At 54.3% G+C, this 16,714-nt stretch carries 15 protein-coding genes; 12 read left to right on the plus strand and 3 right to left on the minus strand.

What is annotated here, in order from left to right; genetic code table 11:
* Positions 1–17: 17 nt before the first annotated feature.
* Positions 18–659: a cobalamin-dependent protein gene (locus tag ABVT35_RS18745; RefSeq protein ID WP_368468369.1), complete on the minus strand. Its 642-nt coding sequence runs from the start codon at positions 657–659 to the stop codon at positions 18–20.
* A gap of 184 nt (positions 660–843) precedes the next feature.
* Here ABVT35_RS18745 and ABVT35_RS18750 point away from each other — a divergent pair, with 184 nt between their 5' ends.
* Positions 844–1,872, plus strand: coding sequence for a LacI family DNA-binding transcriptional regulator (locus ABVT35_RS18750; protein WP_368468370.1), 1,029 nt, complete (start codon positions 844–846; stop codon positions 1,870–1,872).
* 407 nt (positions 1,873–2,279) lie between these two features.
* Here ABVT35_RS18750 and ABVT35_RS18755 read toward each other — a convergent pair whose 3' ends face one another.
* The gene (locus ABVT35_RS18755) at positions 2,280–3,302 is read right to left on the minus strand and encodes a LacI family DNA-binding transcriptional regulator (RefSeq protein ID WP_368468371.1); all 1,023 of its coding nucleotides are present in this window, start codon (positions 3,300–3,302) and stop codon (positions 2,280–2,282) included.
* A 308-nt stretch (positions 3,303–3,610) separates the two neighbouring features.
* Positions 3,611–4,801, minus strand: a complete 1,191-nt coding sequence (locus tag ABVT35_RS18760; RefSeq protein ID WP_368468372.1) for an ester cyclase — start codon at positions 4,799–4,801, stop codon at positions 3,611–3,613.
* 711 nt (positions 4,802–5,512) lie between these two features.
* Here ABVT35_RS18760 and hisD point away from each other — a divergent pair.
* The 11 genes from hisD (at position 5,513) to ABVT35_RS18815 (ending at position 16,713) form a co-directional block, all read left to right on the plus strand.
* Positions 5,513–6,823, plus strand: a complete 1,311-nt coding sequence (hisD, locus tag ABVT35_RS18765) for a histidinol dehydrogenase (protein ID WP_368468374.1) — start codon at positions 5,513–5,515, stop codon at positions 6,821–6,823.
* Positions 6,824–7,444: 621 nt separating this feature from the next.
* The gene (locus ABVT35_RS18770; protein ID WP_368468375.1) at positions 7,445–8,749 is read left to right on the plus strand and encodes a sugar ABC transporter substrate-binding protein; all 1,305 of its coding nucleotides are present in this window, start codon (positions 7,445–7,447) and stop codon (positions 8,747–8,749) included.
* Between the two features lie 39 nt (positions 8,750–8,788).
* Positions 8,789–9,661: a carbohydrate ABC transporter permease gene (locus ABVT35_RS18775; protein ID WP_368468376.1), complete on the plus strand. Its 873-nt coding sequence runs from the start codon at positions 8,789–8,791 to the stop codon at positions 9,659–9,661.
* 4 nt (positions 9,662–9,665) lie between these two features.
* Positions 9,666–10,493 carry a carbohydrate ABC transporter permease gene (locus tag ABVT35_RS18780; RefSeq protein WP_368468377.1) on the plus strand — a complete coding sequence of 276 codons (828 nt, stop codon included), beginning with the start codon at positions 9,666–9,668 and terminating at the stop codon, positions 10,491–10,493.
* Positions 10,493–11,551 (plus strand): ABC transporter ATP-binding protein, encoded by a 1,059-nt coding sequence (locus ABVT35_RS18785; protein WP_368468379.1) that lies wholly within the window; start codon positions 10,493–10,495, stop codon positions 11,549–11,551. Before ABVT35_RS18780 ends, ABVT35_RS18785 begins: the two co-directional genes overlap by 1 nt.
* Positions 11,552–11,595: 44 nt before the next feature.
* Positions 11,596–12,612: a LacI family DNA-binding transcriptional regulator gene (locus ABVT35_RS18790; protein ID WP_368468380.1), complete on the plus strand. Its 1,017-nt coding sequence runs from the start codon at positions 11,596–11,598 to the stop codon at positions 12,610–12,612.
* Positions 12,613–12,672: 60 nt separating this feature from the next.
* Positions 12,673–13,644 carry a cupin domain-containing protein gene (locus ABVT35_RS18795; protein ID WP_368468382.1) on the plus strand — a complete coding sequence of 324 codons (972 nt, stop codon included), beginning with the start codon at positions 12,673–12,675 and terminating at the stop codon, positions 13,642–13,644.
* 251 nt (positions 13,645–13,895) lie between these two features.
* A complete protein-coding gene (locus tag ABVT35_RS18800) occupies positions 13,896–14,171 on the plus strand; it encodes a hypothetical protein (RefSeq protein WP_368468383.1) in 276 nt (91 codons plus the stop codon).
* A complete protein-coding gene (locus ABVT35_RS18805) occupies positions 14,168–14,500 on the plus strand; it encodes a hypothetical protein (protein WP_368468853.1) in 333 nt (110 codons plus the stop codon). The genes ABVT35_RS18800 and ABVT35_RS18805 overlap by 4 nt, the downstream gene beginning before the upstream one ends.
* A gap of 688 nt (positions 14,501–15,188) precedes the next feature.
* The gene (locus tag ABVT35_RS18810; RefSeq protein ID WP_368468385.1) at positions 15,189–16,040 is read left to right on the plus strand and encodes an RHS repeat-associated core domain-containing protein; all 852 of its coding nucleotides are present in this window, start codon (positions 15,189–15,191) and stop codon (positions 16,038–16,040) included.
* The gene (locus ABVT35_RS18815; protein ID WP_368468387.1) at positions 16,030–16,713 is read left to right on the plus strand and encodes a hypothetical protein; all 684 of its coding nucleotides are present in this window, start codon (positions 16,030–16,032) and stop codon (positions 16,711–16,713) included. The genes ABVT35_RS18810 and ABVT35_RS18815 overlap by 11 nt, the downstream gene beginning before the upstream one ends.
* Position 16,714 lies beyond the last annotated feature (1 nt).

Below are 16,714 nucleotides of genomic sequence, written 5' to 3' on the forward strand. Positions count from 1 at the left end.
CGCGCTCTCCACTTCGATCAGGCCGCAATCCCGAGCGTGCGCTTGACCGCCTTGACCGCGCCCGGTGCGTCCTTACCGAAGGCGTCGGCACCAATCCTGTCGGCATAATCTTGCGTTATGACCGCGCCGCCAATGACAATTTTCGCGCCGTTGCTGAACTGGCGCAAGTGGTTCACAACGCTGATCATTTGCGGCTTTGTTGTGGTTAAAAGCGCGCTGAGGCAGACGACTTGGTTGCCGCGCTCGATTGCCCGTGCGAATTCTTCGTCGGGCACGTCCACACCCAGGTCCTCGACTTCGAAACCGGCGCCCTTGAGCATCATCACAACCAAATTCTTGCCTATGTCGTGCAAGTCGCCCTTGACGCTGCCGATGCAGACCCGCGCCAACGGCTCGTGGTCGGTCTGCGCCAGCACCGGCTCGATAATGTCGATTCCTCCCTGCATCGCATGTGCAGCAACCAGCATCTCCGGCACGAAAATCTCACCGGTCGAAAATTGGTCGCCCACTTCTGTCATCGCCGGAATCATTGCATCGTTGAGAATGCCTCCCAAATCTTCTCCCGCATCACGCGCCTTGGTCACCAGCGCGACAACCGTCTCGCGGTCACCGTCGCAGATTGCATCGAACAGCGCGTCTTTTTCTTCTTCCGACAGCATGGTTGGCCTCCATCATCAATATTGAATGCGCATTCACAATGAGTGAATTGATGCTGCGAGTCAAGATTAATCCTTCCGTCGTGCTGAAAAGAAACTATTCACTAGGGGTGGGTCTCGAGCTTCTCATCATCGATTTCATCCATTACATTGCATGAAATGCAACATCATTCACAAGGGAACAGGCATGGCGAAGAGATCGGTCACATCCTATGACGTAGCGAAGCGCGCCGGCGTTTCGCAATCGGCAGTATCACGTGCCTTCTCCCCGGGTCGCCCGATCGCAAGAAATACCCGCGAACGCGTGCTCAAGGCTGCGCAGGAGCTGGGTTACCAGCCCAACGCTATTGCCCGCAGCATGTCGGCTGCACGGTCCGATCCGCACCAAAAATCAGGCATGGTCGGTGTTATCGTCACACGCCTGCAGGACCCGTTCTTTTCGCAGAGCATTGCTGATTTGAGCCACGGGTTGCAAAGCTTCGGCTGGCAGATGCTGCTGTTTACGGTCGAGTCTCAATCCGAGGTCGATGGGGCATTGAGCACGCTGATGCAGTACAAGGTCGACGGGATGCTGATCTTGTCGGCGATCCTCAGTGACAAAATGGCCGAATCCTGCAGAAAGCGGGGAATTCCGGTGATGCTGTTCAACCGCAGTGCCGATGGCCGCGATGTCAGTTCGGTTCAAATTGAGAACCAGGAGGGTGGCCGCTTGGCCGCCGAGTTTCTGCTTGAGTTGGGGCACCAGCGGATCGCGTTTGTCGCGGGCGAGGCCGGTGACGCAACCTCAACGGCCCGCGAGGAAGGATTCCGGGAGCGCCTGGTGGAATTGGGTCACACCCTGTTTCTGAGGGAAGAAGGCAACTACACATTTGAAAGCGGGCGCGAGGCGGGGCTTAGACTGTTTTCGCGAAATGAACGCCCGGACGCGGTATTCTGCGCCAGCGACGTTATGGCGCTTGGCACACTGCACTCGGCGCGATACGAGATGGGACTCGACGTGCCAAAGGACTTCTCACTGATCGGTTTTGATGACATACCGGCTGCCGGCTGGCCCGGTCATGCCCTGACCACTATCCGGCAGCCGATCCGGCGCATGATCCGCGAGGCTGTTGAGGTTTTGGTCGAGCACATGAAAAACCCCGACATGCCTGCTCGCAGTGTGTTATTTTCGGGCAAATTGATTTTGAGACAGTCGTGCCTCAAAAGGATCGCATAACAGGCATTGTCACGTTAACGGACACGTCGGCATTACGGTTGCTATGCTCTTCTTATGAGTAAAATCTCCTACAGCCGCCACCGTTTTCCCAGATCCGTCTACAACCACTTCAACATCAAACGACACTTACTTTCTCGAAAGACTATGAAACAATTTCGAGCGGCGGTGAACGACACATGGGTGGATCTCACTGCATGAAATTGCAGACACTGGGACCAGCCACATCCTCGATGGCATTAACGTGACAATGCCGGCAATTTTTTTGTCGCCATGTCCGCTAGCGTGACAGTGCCAAGAGGGCCTGTGGAAAATACTGCAGCGTAAACGCCGGTGCTGCCTCAATCGAAAGTCAAGGCGGCTCCGGCAATCGGGACCCGCTAACCGTCAGCCCAGTACCTTGGCTCAGCTTATGTCCGGGTCGATCCGCGCTTGATCAGGGTTGGTGTGAGTGCAAGTTTTTCCGGGACCGGATCGGCATTGTCGATCGCCTCAATCATCAAACGCACTGCGTTCGAAACCATCTGATTAATCGGTTGTCGAAGAGTTGTTAGCGAAAACTCCGGCATTGCAGCAAGCGGGATATCGTCAAAACCCATAATCGAGACGTCTTCAGGTATACGAAGCTTGAGCTCCGACCGGATAGAGCTCATGGCTTCGAGTGCCATATAATCGTTGACGGCGAAGACGGCATCCGGCCGCTTTGCCTCGGGCCTGTTCATCAATGCGCGCGATGCCTGGCGTGTTTCGCCGAGATGGAAATGTCCGACTACAAAATCGAAAAGCTCAACGCCTTGTGTCCGCAGTTCGGCCCGAAAGCCGAATTCGCGGTCCCTACTGGTTGATGCACGTTGCCAACCCGCCATGAGCGCGATTTTCCGGTGGCCTGTTTCCAGAAAATGCTTAGCCGCCATGCGTCCGCCGGTGACGTTGTCGGTCGTAATGCTGGAGAGCCGATCATCGTCCTGGACACGGTTGAACATGACGACAGGCACGTTTTGAACCGAACAAAACTCACATAGGCTCGATGAAAGCTCGACCGACGCGGTAATGATGCCGTCAACCTGATATTCCAGAAGCTCAGAGACGATATCGTCAACACCTTCGTCCGTGGCCGGTATCATGAAGACGAGCGCATGATAGCCTTGTCCTTGCAACTCGAGACATAATTTCTCCAGTGCTAATGCGTAGAACTGGTTGTCAAGATAGCTAAACAGCAAAGCGACGATCTTGGATTTCTGGGTGATCAACGATCGCGCCAGAGCATTGGGCCTGTAGCCGAGCTCGCCAGCCGCCTGCATTATGCGCTTTCGGGTTTTGTCGGATACACCGGATTGTGTTGGCACGCGGGAAAACGCGCGGCTCACCGCAGATTGGGATACACCGGCACGCCGAGCCACATCCACCGATGTTATCTTGTTTTTTTTCGACATTTCCCCGGCCTTACTCGTGAATGGTGCGCTGCTGATCCGTCATGATCTCGATATGACGATCAGGAGATCAATGCCAAACTGCCTTGATGTGTCAACATGATCGGTCACCACAATATTCTGCTAGAGCTTTCCTTCGACGACCGGCCGGATTTCTCGAACCAGCAGGCTGATGGATTTGCCGGAAGCGAAGAGTGTGAATCTTAATGCTTCAATCAGTCTGGGCGGTAATCTGCAGCGGGCCAGTCGCAAGGGCGGTTTGAACCCGTTTCATTTAGACCCACCGTTTGAACCGCCTGGACCTTGTCCAATTAACGCTCACCCAGGATCTGCATCAAAATCCCGAACTCATTGAATACGGTCCACTCTTTCTGGACCTGGTTATCAGAAATGAGCCATTGGGTAATGCCCCAAATATGGGCCTCGCGGTCCGTTGGCTCACCATAGGCGCCATGACCGCGATGGGCGCCGATGCCGCCCCAGCGGATCGACACCAAATAGCCATCCCGGGCATTACCCATCCAGTAAAGATCATCCACCGAGATCTGAATATTCGGAAACATCGCCACCATCGAAAGGACGTGCGACCGAAGCTGGCCAATACCGCGGTAGATCCGGTTGGTCGATCCCTCGAATACCACCGATGGCGCGTATACCCGGTTCATCGCCTGAAAATTCCGACGGTTCCAAATCGTCTCGAAAGCGGCATGGACGAATTCTCTGACATTGTTTTCAACGATGTCCGGAATCGGATACCGAGGGGGTGTGCCTTGTCCTGCCATGCGCGAAGGCTCGCTGGCATCGAAGTTAGGCGCAAACGGTCCCTGCGGGCGCCTTGCCGCAACACGCTTCGCCATTTCGACGACATCCAGTCCCATCTGCTGAACGAGCGCTGCGGTGTCATAGGCGACATATTCGTCATAGATCTCATTGTCGCGAGCGACGCAATTGGCGATGCAGAGCAACCGAAGTGATTTGTTAGTCGGGGGACCGAAGCGAGAATAGCCTGTATTGGTGCCGAGAATCATGGTCCGGTGAGACGTGTGAAAACCCACCTCCTCATTGCCTGCCCAGATGATTTCATCTGCCACCAGGCGTGCGTCTGGGATAGCGTTGTTTGTGTGTACCGTGTCGGCGACTATTTTATCCCGGCCGTATTGAAGTCCGACATCGTCCCAGACCCGGCAGTCATGGCTGTAGGTGTCGTAAATGTAGCCGATGTCCTTTTCTTCCCAGATCCGATGGGTGATGCGAACAATATAGTCGACGATGTTCCTGTACTCGGGTTCGAATCCCCGCATTGGCTGGGCAGTAATGTGATCGGCGGTTTTGTCGAGAAACTCCTTGGTGCCACCGCGCCGATATGTGTCGAGTGAGATGGAGAAATCTGTCGGCATATGCTCGTCGCGAAGAGCGGCGAATCGAAGATGGGTGTTTTTCCTATCTGCTGATGGACTGTTCGGTTTTGTCATATTTGACGGCGGTTCTTTTTTCTCAGTCATGATTGCCTCCGATGCTAATTTTACGCATACGTATGCTTATATATGAGGAAGCCTGCAAAAACAATGGAATTCCTGTCATAGCACTTTGTAAATGAAATCATTGAATTATTTCGTATTCTGCCTTGTCATTATGTGCCAAAAAACGACTACCCCGTTGCGGGTTACAAAATCTGTGAATTTTATGCGCATACGTATGACAACGTTTTGCACGCTTACCGCGTCGTCCGAGCTTCAGCGTACGATCATATTGTTCCGCGATATACAAACCGACCTGGCCACCGTCCTCCCGGAGGCGCTGGGCCGGATGACTGGCCTCATTGTGCCCTGGATTGCCCAGGGGCGGATCTTGTCCGTTTGACAAGCTGTTGAGGCATGCACAGCGCCGAAACCGTCTGGCAAAGACAGCGGAATTGCCTGAATCGTGTGCCGTGATTGGGAAAATGCGTAGATGCGAAGGTGGGCGATTATCTGCATCTGTATAAATTTGTCGTTTTTTGCATACGAATTCAAAATTGGGCTTGCCAAACTTTGGAATTGGAGTTTAGCCTTGTTGCATACCTATGCAAAATGAATTGCGCATAGTGCTGTGGCCGTTTTTGCATATGTCGTGCTGTAGCTCGATGTCGATTAATTTGAGGGTGAGGGCAAGGAAGTCTTCAACCGTGCAGAAAGCAGCCTCCAGTGCCGCAAGAGAATTGAGGAGAAAATGAAATGGCCATCGAATATCTCAAGCGGGGAAAGCCGGAGGTGGAGCGCTCAGAAGAAGATGCCAAGGTGCGCTCGATCGTGGAAGTTGCCCTCGCCGATATTGGCGCTCGCGGCGATGCGGCTGTCCGGGAACTGAGCGAAAAATTCGACAATCACTCACCGCCGTCATTTCGCCTTTCTCCCGGAGAGGTGGAGGCTTTGATGAACCGCGTACCGGCGCGCGACATGGAAGATATCCTGTTCGCACAGAAACAGGTGCGCAATTTTGCGCAGGCGCAGCGTGACTCCATGCTCGATATCGAAGTGGAGACGATGCCGGGCGTCATACTGGGTCACAAGAACATTCCGGTACAGTCTGTCGGCTGCTATGTGCCCGGCGGCAAGTTTCCGATGGTCGCATCGGCTCATATGTCGGTGGCGACGGCTTCAGTTGCCGGTGTTCCACGCATCATTGCCGCAACTCCTCCCTTCAAGGGCGAGCCCAATGCCGCGGTAATCGCCGCGATGCATCTCGGTGGCGCTCATGAAATCTACGTGCTTGGCGGAATTCAGGCGGTTGGAGCGATGGCTCTTGGAACCGAGACGATCGAGCCGGTTCACATGCTGGTGGGGCCGGGTAACGCCTTTGTCGCCGAAGCCAAGCGACAGCTCTACGGCCTTGTCGGTATCGACCTTTTTGCCGGGCCGACAGAGACCATGGTGATTGCAGACGAAACGGTGGACTCGGAGTTATGTGCTACCGATCTTCTGGGGCAGGCAGAACATGGCTTTAATTCACCGGCGGTGCTGGTGACCAATTCACGCCGGCTGGCGGAGGCGACGCTGATGGAAATCGATCGGTTGCTGACGCTACTCCCAACGTCGGATACAGCTTCCGTCAGCTGGCGTGATTACGGTGAGGTTATCGTCTGCGATACTTACGAGGAGATGCTCGATGTCGCTGACGATGTCGCATCCGAACACGTGCAGGTGATGACTGACAGGGACGACTGGTTTCTGGAAAATATGACCAGTTACGGAGCGCTGTTCCTTGGGCCGCGCACCAATGTCGCCAATGGTGACAAGGTTATCGGCACCAATCACACATTGCCGACAAAAAAGGCCGGGCGCTACACCGGTGGGCTCTGGATCGGCAAGTTCCTGAAGACCCACTCGTATCAGAAAGTGACAACGGATGAAGCGGCCGCCGAGATCGGCGCCTATTGCTCGCGGTTGTGCCTTCTTGAAGGTTTTGTCGGCCACGCCGAGCAGGCAAACATCCGTGTGCGCCGCTATGGCGGAAAGAATGTGCCCTATGGCGAGGCAGCGGGATAGGCAGGAAGGAAAGATGAGTGGGGCTGCCAATGTTCCAACAATCATATAAGCGGCGAATGGCTGACCCGCGACCGGGTCGCGATCGTTTGACAGCTGAATTGGATCTCTGGACCTGTTTGGCAGAAACGGTTGAGCACGAGGGCGCTCCGGAAATCCGCTGAATGCAAACGACACCACATCGATCGACCTGGTCCCTGCAAGGAAACGGAAAACAACAATGAGTGGGGAAACGCCACGCAGAAATTGCGGATGACAAGTGTCCTGTGCAATCGATACGGGTCATCCGGCAAAAGGAGTGGCTCGAATTCGTTGCCGGTACTGAAATGAAGATCCTCGGTCGGTAAATTTATCGGAACCGGCGCCGCCAATCTAGATATAGCCGTGCAAAGATCGACGACTTTTGAGGGGGTTGTCGTCATGACCGGTCAACGGGATTGTCACGGTCATCGCGCCGAAACTGTGTAGCTCGGGTCCTAGCTCCGTAACACCAGGCAAGCTATTGTGAATACGTATTCAGATTTTTCTTGAATACGTATTCACAATATCATAACCTGCCATTGCCGCGGAATTTTTGCGGATGTCCTAGGGAGGAGAAAAATGGTTCTAAATAGAAGAACGCTTATGACTGTTCTTTCGGCTGCGGCGCTTTCCGTTGCGATTCCGGCAACGGGATTTGCCGATGATATGAAATACGGTCTTTTGCCAGACAAGCCTTATGAAGGCACAAAGCTCAACATCCTGTCGGTGGTTACGCCGCAATTCGACGGCCTGATGCTGCGGGACGACGAATTCACAAAATTGACGGGCATTGAAACCGAATGGACCTTTATTCCGTTCGGATCACTACAGGAGAAGATTGCGGCAGAGGGTATAGCCGCGAACGGCGCCTATGACGTCGTTAACTACCTCGATAGTTGGGGGCCGCCCAATAGTCACTGGCTTATGCCGATTGACGACCTGATGTCGCGTGACGGTATTTCCATGGAGCGTTATCCGGATGCTTTTGCCCGCTCGGCGCAATTCGAAGGCAAGACGCTGGGCTTTCCGCTGCGAGCTCATCCGCAGCTCATGTTCTATCGCAAGGACCTGGTTCCCGAACCGCCCACAAGCTGGGAAGAGGTCATCGAGATCGGCAAGAAACTGAAGGAATCCAATCCTGATGTCGCGCCGCTCGCCCTCTATTACAACAATGACGGCAACCGCCAAAATCTCTTTATATGGCTGAACTTCCTTTGGGCGGCAGGGGCTGACGTCTTCAATGACGACTGGACGGCCGCATGGACAAGCGAAGAGGCGCTTAAGGCGACCGAGGACTATGTCGCACTCCACACCGCCCATGGTGTGACGAATCCAAGCTCGGTCGCATTCAACGAGCAGGATGCGCGACAGTCGTTCATGCAGGGCAAATCGGCAATGATCCCTGTCTGGTGGTGGGCCTACTCCGGGTTTTACAATCCGGACAGTTCGACCCTGAGCAAGGAACAGGTGGCGTTTGCGGGTATGCCGTCCTACAACGGCAAAACCAAAACCTATGCGATCTCCATGCCGTTTTCCATTTCTGAGTATTCCAAGAACAAGGAAGCTGCATGGGAATTCCTTAAATGGCTGTCCAATCCGGACATGGACCGTGCCAACGCAATCGAGCGGGAGGTCGGCGGAAAGAAGATCGTCAACAATGTGGTTACCCACATTTCGAGTTTGACGGATCCGGACGTTAACGCTGCCAATGACGGTATCCAGTCCGCCGCATGGGACAGCCTGAAGGAATCCGACATTATGCCTCAGATTCCAGAATGGCCAGAAGTCGGCGACATCCTGTCTGCCGCAATTGCCAAGGCAGCAGCCGGTGGCGACACGCGTGCGCTCATGATCGAGGCGGCCGAGCAGTCGAACCGCATCCTGAAGCGCGCCGGGCGCATCCAGTAAGAAAAGGCGGGGCGGGTTTTCCCGCCCCCTATACTTCAAATGCGAGACAAAACGCTCAAATATCTGCTGGTTATTCCGGCGGTGCTGGTGGTCTTTGCGACCGCGATCTGGCCGCTGATCGATTCGCTCCGGCTGTCATTCACGATCGGGCGGCTAACCAAGCCGAATTTCCCGCAGGGTTATATCGGCCTGGAGAATTATCTGTGGGCCTTCCTGGATGAGCCGGCATTCTGGAACTCGGTGCGTGTGACGGGTTTATACACTATTATTACCGTTGCGCTGACAACCCTGATCGCGCTTGGTCTGGCAATGCTGCTGGCGCCGGGAGGCAGGCTCCGCTCCGGCGTTCAAACGCTGCTTATTCTGCCTTTCGCCATGTCGCCGGCACTTATCGGGGTCTCCTTTCGGTTCATGTTCAATCCCGAATTCGGCCTGTTCGATGCCTTTTTCGGCCTGATCTTCCCGCCGCTTGCCGATATCAGTTGGCTGTCTGATCCGGTTCTTGCCTTTGCGGTCTGCGTGATGGCGGATGTTTGGGGATGGATCCCGTTTCTGACACTGGTGCTTATCGGCGGTCTCGCCTCCGTGCCGCGTGATACGGTGGAGGCCGCCCAGGTCGACGGTGCGTCCGGCTGGCGGGTGTTTCGCGATGTGACGCTGCCGCAGCTTATGCCGGTCCTTGCGGTGGTCCTGATCCTGAAGTCCATATTCTCACTCAAGACATTCGATCAGGTGTACATGTTAACGAATGGCGGGCCCGGCACAGCGACCCAGACGCTGAGCCACTACATCTATTTCAACGGCCTCAAATACGGTCAGATCGGCTACTCGGCCTCGGTTGCCTGGTTGATGGTGATACCGATGATCTTCCTGACCTACCTCTATGCCAAATTCGTATTCAAGAAGGGCTGAGGTGATGACCGGAAAGCAGAAAAAGCAATTCTGGGACGTGGTTCAACTGGCTCTGATTCTCGTTGCCGCATTCATTATGATCATCCCGATCATCTGGATCTTTCTTGCGGCCTTCAAGAGTCATGTTGATGTCTATCAGCTCAAGCTCTTCTTCGTGCCGACAGTCGAGAACTTCAAAACCGTCTTCGAACCACCCTATTATCTCGGCCACAAGCTGTTCAACTCGACGGTCGTTGCCGGCGTAACCGTGCTTTTCGCGATCCCGATCGCAACATGCGCGGCCTATTCGTTTTCGCGATTCAGCCTGCGAGGCGAGACCTCGATGCTGGTGATGATCCTGGCGACCCAGTTCGTACCGGCCGTTGTGATCATTCTTCCTTTTTTTGTGATGTTCCGCGACATAGGCCTGCTCGACACCAGGGTCGGTCTTATTCTCGTCAACCTTGCGATCGTCATGCCGTTTGCGATCTGGATGATCAAGGGATTCATCGATGGTATCCCGCTCGATACCGAAGAGGCGGCGATGGTCGACGGCTCGACGCGGCTTCAGGTCATCCGCAACATTGTTCTACCGATGGCCGCACCCGGTCTTTTCACGGCCGGCATCTTCTGTTTCATCATCGCCTGGAACGAGTTTCTTTTCGCTTTGATATTGACCAACAAGAATGCCGTTACGCTGCCGATCGGACTTGCGCTGTTCAAGGCTGAGGAAGGCGACTTGTGGAATCTTCTGTCGGCAGCCGGAATAATCATCATGTTGCCGATGTTCATCCTCGCCCTGATCATCCGAAAATATTTCGTGCAGGGCATGACAATGGGAGCCGTGCGCTGATGGCAAGGGTTCAACTGACAAATGTGACCAAACGCTGGGGCGAGTTTATCGGTGTCGACAATCAGTCGCTCGATATCGCCGACAAGGAGTTCCTCGTACTCCTGGGGCCGTCCGGCTGCGGCAAGACGACAACAATGCGTATGATCGCCGGGCTCGAGGAGCCTTCCGCCGGAGAGATCCGCATCGGCGACCGGGTCGTCAACGATGATCTGCCGAAAGACCGGGACATTGCGATGGTGTTCCAGAATTACGGCCTGTATCCGCATATGACGATCTACGACAACATCGCCTATCCTCTTAAGGTGCGCGCCACGCCGAAGCCCGAAATCGGGCCACGGGTCGAGAAGGCGGCTGCCCAGGTCGAACTGACGGAGTTTCTACACCGCAAGCCGAAGGCTCTTTCCGGCGGACAGCGGCAGCGTGTTGCGCTCGCAAGGGCAATTGTGCGCACTCCCAAGGTCTTCCTTATGGATGAGCCGCTTTCCAATCTTGACGCCAAACTGCGTGTTTCCATGCGCGCGGAACTCAAGCACTTGTCGCACCAGCTTCAGATAACGACGGTCTACGTCACCCACGACCAGATCGAGGCCATGACGCTGGCGGACCGTGTTGCCGTAATGAAGAGCGGCGTCATCCAACAGTTGGGAACGCCCGATGAGATATACAATGATCCTGCCAATCTGTTCGTCGCGGGTTTCATCGGCTCGCCGGCGATGAACCTCATCAGCGGATCGGTGAAGGACGGTTGGTTCACCACGACCGGAGGCACGCAACTGGTAAAGACCGGCGTTGGCGATTTGCCGAGTGTTACCCTCGGCGTACGGGCCGAAGATGTCGGCATCGCGGAGCCGGGCCAGGGCGATATCGATGTTCCGATCTACGCCTATGAAAATACCGGAGAGAGCGTCATGCTGACCGTTCAATTCGGCAAGCAGCGAGTAATTGCGCGCGGCGACCGCCATCTACGCAAGGATATTGAAGAAGTCGTTGGGCTGACAGTTAGCCCGGAGCATCTGTACCTATTTGATCCGAAGACCGAACAACGCATCCGTGCATGATGGGAACAAGATGAGACCGCCCCCTGCACATGAGGGTTATCACCATGGCTGAGCGCGTAACGTCCTCCGATGTCGCCCGCCGCGCCGGCGTCAGCCAGCCGACGGTCAGTCGGGTTTTTACGCCCGGCATGCGTGTTTCGCCGAAACTGGAGGAGCGGGTCAAGTGCGCGGCTGACGAACTCGGATACCGGCCCAACACGCTGGCTCGGTCTCTGATAACCGGACGGTCGCGAACAATCGGTCTGATCGTCGCCTATCTCGACAATCCGTTCTACCCGGAGGCACTCGAGAAGCTCTCACTGGCGCTGAAAGAAAGAGGCTATCATATCCTTGTCTTCCTGGCCGCCAATCAGGCCGAAGAAATAGATCCTGTTGTGGAAGATCTTCTGGCGCATCAGGTCGACGGTATCATCATCGCCTCCGTCGGAATTTCCAACAAGCTGACCGAGCGGATACACCGCGAGGGAATTCCGCTTATCCTCTTCAACCGTGGTCAGGATGACCGGCGCTTGTCGTCAGTCACATCGGCCAATTTCGATGGTGGTCGCCGGGTTGCCGAATTCCTTGTCGCCGGCGGGCACACTCGAATTGCGCACATATCCGGGTGGCAAGGTTCTTCGACGGGTCGCGACCGTCGGACAGGATTCATTGCGGGCCTGAAGGCTGCCGGCGCGGACATGATCAGATGTATCGATAGCCGTTTTCGCCGTGAGGAGGCGATGGAAGCTACGCGCAGGCTGTTTTCGGCAACCGAAGTGCCCGACGCAATTTTTGCCGGTAACGATCATATGGCCTTCGCGGTGATGGATACGGTCCGCTGCGAGCTTCTGCTTCGCATCCCGGAGGATGTTTCCATCGTCGGCTACGACGATGTGTCGATGGCCGCCTGGCCGACTTACGGGCTGACTACGGTACGGCAGCCGGCAAATCAGATGGTCGAAAAGACGGTAGAAATGCTTTTGGCCAGGATCGAAGGGGATGCAACGGAGCCGCAGAAACTAGAAATCGATGGCCCATTGATCATCCGCAACAGCGCTCGCGTCCCCGAAGGCTGGACCTGAGGTCTGCCGCCGAACGTTGGCGTCTGCCCCGAAAGCAATCGCTTTTATTGGAGATATTTGATGACACCTCAGGAAATGGAAACGCGCATCGTTCGCTACGGGGATCTTGTCCCCTGCAAAACCGCATTCATTGATGCGCACACGCCCGGATCCGAACAGAAGGAAAACTTCACCATCATCGGCGGCGGGGTGTCGGAAAGCACAGATCAGCATGTCCACATCGAGGAAACGCCGGGCTTCAATATCGGCGCAGCGGGCCAGCCGCCAAAATGCCGCAACTCATTGCATTCGCATCGTACGGCTGAAGTTTTCTTTGTTCTCAAGGGGCGCTGGCGGTTCTTCTGGGGTCGTTGGGGCGATGCCGGTGAAGTAACGCTTGAAGAGGGCGACATCTTCAACATTCCGACCGGCGTGTTCCGCGGCTTTGAGAATATCGGCAACGACTACGGGATGATCATGGCGATCCTTGGTGGAAACGACGCCGGTGGCGGTGTTCTGTGGGCGCCGCAGGTTGTCGAGGACGCCCATGACCATGGCCTTGTGCTGGCCGAAACCGGCCGGCTCTACGATACAAAGAAAGGCGAGAGGCTCCCCGATGGAGTGCGGCCGATGCCGTTGCTGACGGATGAGGAACTGAAGGAATTTGGTGAACCCGGCACATCCGATGTGGTGCCGAACTGTGTTGCCCGATACTGGGACCTCGTCGCCCTCGCCGACTGCCAGCCGGCGAAGGTTATCGGATCGGACGCGCTATTGAAGGATCGGCCAGGTTTCGAGGTCGAGTTCCTGACACGTGGATCTATCCCGCCGGAGAACTATTCTACCGACCGCCACGAGGTGCTGATGCCGGTACGCGGACACTGGCGGCTGTCCTGGGAGGGCGGATCGACCGTCCTCAATCCGGGAGACACTTGTGCTGTTCCGCCCGGACTTGTTCATTCGCTGCTTCCGTCAATGACGGGTGAAGCCAGCACGTACCGCATCCGCAACACCGACGACCCGGCCGGCGCGACATGGGTCGGGCAGGCCTGACGCATGACACCGCTCGTCTTCCTGCCCGGCATGATGTGCGACGCGCCTTTTTGCGCCGCAACTCGAAGTGCTGGGAAAGGAACGTCGGGTCTTGGTCCTACCCATTGACAGCCACGATAGCGTGGAGGCGCTCGCCGGCAACGTGCTTGACGACGCACCTGACCGTTTTGCAATTGCCGGACTGTGGATGGGCGGTATCGTTGCCATGGAGATCATCGCCAGGCTGCAGGGCGGATCGAGCGGCTGCACTGATGGACACCAATCCAAAGGCCGAACTGGAGGATGTCAGGCAGCGTCGCGCCGTGCAGATGGCACAGGTGCGTCAAGGCGACCTGAGAGCGGTGATCCGCGACGAAATGAAGCCGAACTATCTGGCCGATGGCCCGGACAAGCCGGCAATTCTGGATCTGTGCATGGAAATGGCGATGGCGCTGGGTCCGGAGGTCTTTAACCGGGTTGCGTCAGTGCCTATTGGGGCGAGATCAACGCGACGGTCCACAAGAGGTTCAGCCTGTCCGGCGCACTGACCAACGGGGTCATGCGTGATCTCGGGGATCTTCCGGACGGTCTTCCTGTTGTCGCGGGTTCGATCGGGCCGAGCCATAGCTTTGTTCATATGACGGCGATCGATGTGTCAGTCGAGGTGTTTGGCCTGACCGTCAAACCCGGTGACCTTGTCCATGCCGACCGGCACGGTGCACTCGCCATCCCCGACGAGGTCATTGGGAATTTGGCGGCTGCGATACTCAAGTTGCTCGAAACCGAGAAACTGGTACTGGAGCCAGCTCGCCGGCCGGAGTTTGATTTTACCGCATTCGAACAGGCCTGGATGGCGTTTGAAAAGGCGCGTACCTGACAAGAACGATTGGGGTGCGGTTATCATGAACTGGATAAACTATTATTAAATTTCAGTATGTTATAAGATAACTGTATGACATCTACAAAGGGAAATTAAATTGGATCTGTAGGCATCCAGTTCCATCTGTCCCATAACCTAAAGGTCGCAGGTTCAAACCCTGCCCCCACAACCAAATTGGTCTAAGATTATCCAACTGAGTCAAAGACCAGCCAAATTGGGACGGTGGTCCGCTTTTAGCTGTTCGACTGAACATCCCAGATTTTGACCGTAGGTTCAATTTACCTGCAACCAACAATTAGCGAAATCGATGATCCTGGAGCGATTTGCGGCGCCGGCGCATACAATGCGGTCGGCTATCCTTAAAAAGATCGATCCAGGCCGACACTGTCAGGTTGAAACACACACCCGTCGGCTCAAATTCAACCTCCGTCCAATCGGCGCCCCACATGTCACGGTAGGGGCGATGCAGTGTCCGGTCAGCGGGCGATCCATCTTGGCAATTTGATTAGATATTGGCGTTGTGATTTAGGGCAGGATGACAATTCCTATGGTACATGAATGTGAAGTTGTGGATAGGGGCGAGTACAACCGCAATAGCTAGTAATCAGTAGTTGCGCTTTGTTGTGTCAGCTGGCCTGATTTCTGCCAATCCGATTCGATTCACATCTTGAGGGGTGGCACCGTGATGTACAGGCTCATTTCTACAACAATGTTAGCCTTGGCTTTTGCCTTTCATGCTTTGGTTGGAGCTTATGCATCAGCGTCAGGTTTAGCAATCAACGGATTTAAACAAGCACGAGCTCTTGATGTGCAAATGGTCCGTTTCATCTCTCCAGACGATTGGGATCCAAACATACCGGGAGTTGGACCAAACAGATACTCTTACTCACAAAACGATCCGATAAACAAATCCGATCCAAGCGGACATCAGTTTGCTGATCCTGGCGTGGGTATTCTAGGAGCAGATAGGTATAGGTCTAATGCCAGTAAAACATATGGCAACTCCATCCAGCCGGTGTCACCGCATTCCAAATCGTTTGATCCGAAAAACGATTTTGGATTGCTAGGCGCTGCGTTAGGCTTAGCGATTGGATTGGCAATATTAGGTTCTGAAGATGCCCAAATCTCGAAATCGACTGGCATTAAGTCGGGTAATCCAGATGTTGACGCTATTTTTGGTGGCGCTGTTCCAACAGACAAGGGCCGCAAAGCATTTGATGTTGAGGGTACAACGAAGGGGTTTGAAGAGGCACTTGCAGGAATACCGGGTGCAAAGCAACATGGGACTGACGGTGGCACAACCACAACTCTCCCTGACGGAACAAAAGTCGATATTTATAAGGGTCGGACATCCACCAAAAGACCAGGATTTGCTGTTACAAAACCCGGCGCAAAAAAGGCACGGATCAAGGGCTCGATAATTGACCCTGCAGAAACTGATACCGGAAATACGCAAAATGGGGAGAGCGAAGAAAGTGACGGCAACAACAGTAGCGATGTGAATGCCTCTGGCAGAGGGAGAAATAATGATGGTTGAAGACTTCTTTCGGCAAGATTCGCTTACTCGATACATGACAGAGGATTTTTTCAGAGATGATCGGGATAAGCTTGAAGCTCTTGGTGGTCGCTTTTTGACGGTCTCAGAAGCCAACGAAATACATCATCAGTTGTTTTTTGATAGCCTAATAAGCAGCCAAGAGTCAGAACATTCAAATTTTGAGTGCCTTCCCAGATTTGATGCCGACTTCGTGAACAATCCAATACCTTTTGATGTTGCGAACCATGAAGACCATTCAGTGGGAGGTAAGTCGCTCGAAGCGATTGTAAAAAAACATGTCAAGAATAATTTCGCGAAAACAAAATATCTATTTTCAGGCGACCCGAGACACTGTTTTGCTTTACAGTTTGAGGAATTCACTCATGACATATTGTGGGTTATTTACGGTTCAAATCTAAATACACCATTTATTCTATTTGATAAGATGTTCGACAAATGTTTCAATTTTCATTTTGATCTTAATATTTCAATATACTCCCGCAAATGCAGTCTCTCTGAGATGTTGTTAGGTGGCAAGGATGACGCGTTCTGGACCAAATATTTCAATAAACATTTTGTTGAAGGAGTTGTAACAGGAAACGATCATCACCTGAATGTAATCAACAATAACTACGTGCCCCGCTTACCCGGTGTTCAGAGATTTTCTTGGTGAT

The organism is Hoeflea sp. TYP-13 (genome assembly GCF_040932035.1).
Classification (GTDB): domain Bacteria; phylum Pseudomonadota; class Alphaproteobacteria; order Rhizobiales; family Rhizobiaceae; genus Hoeflea_A.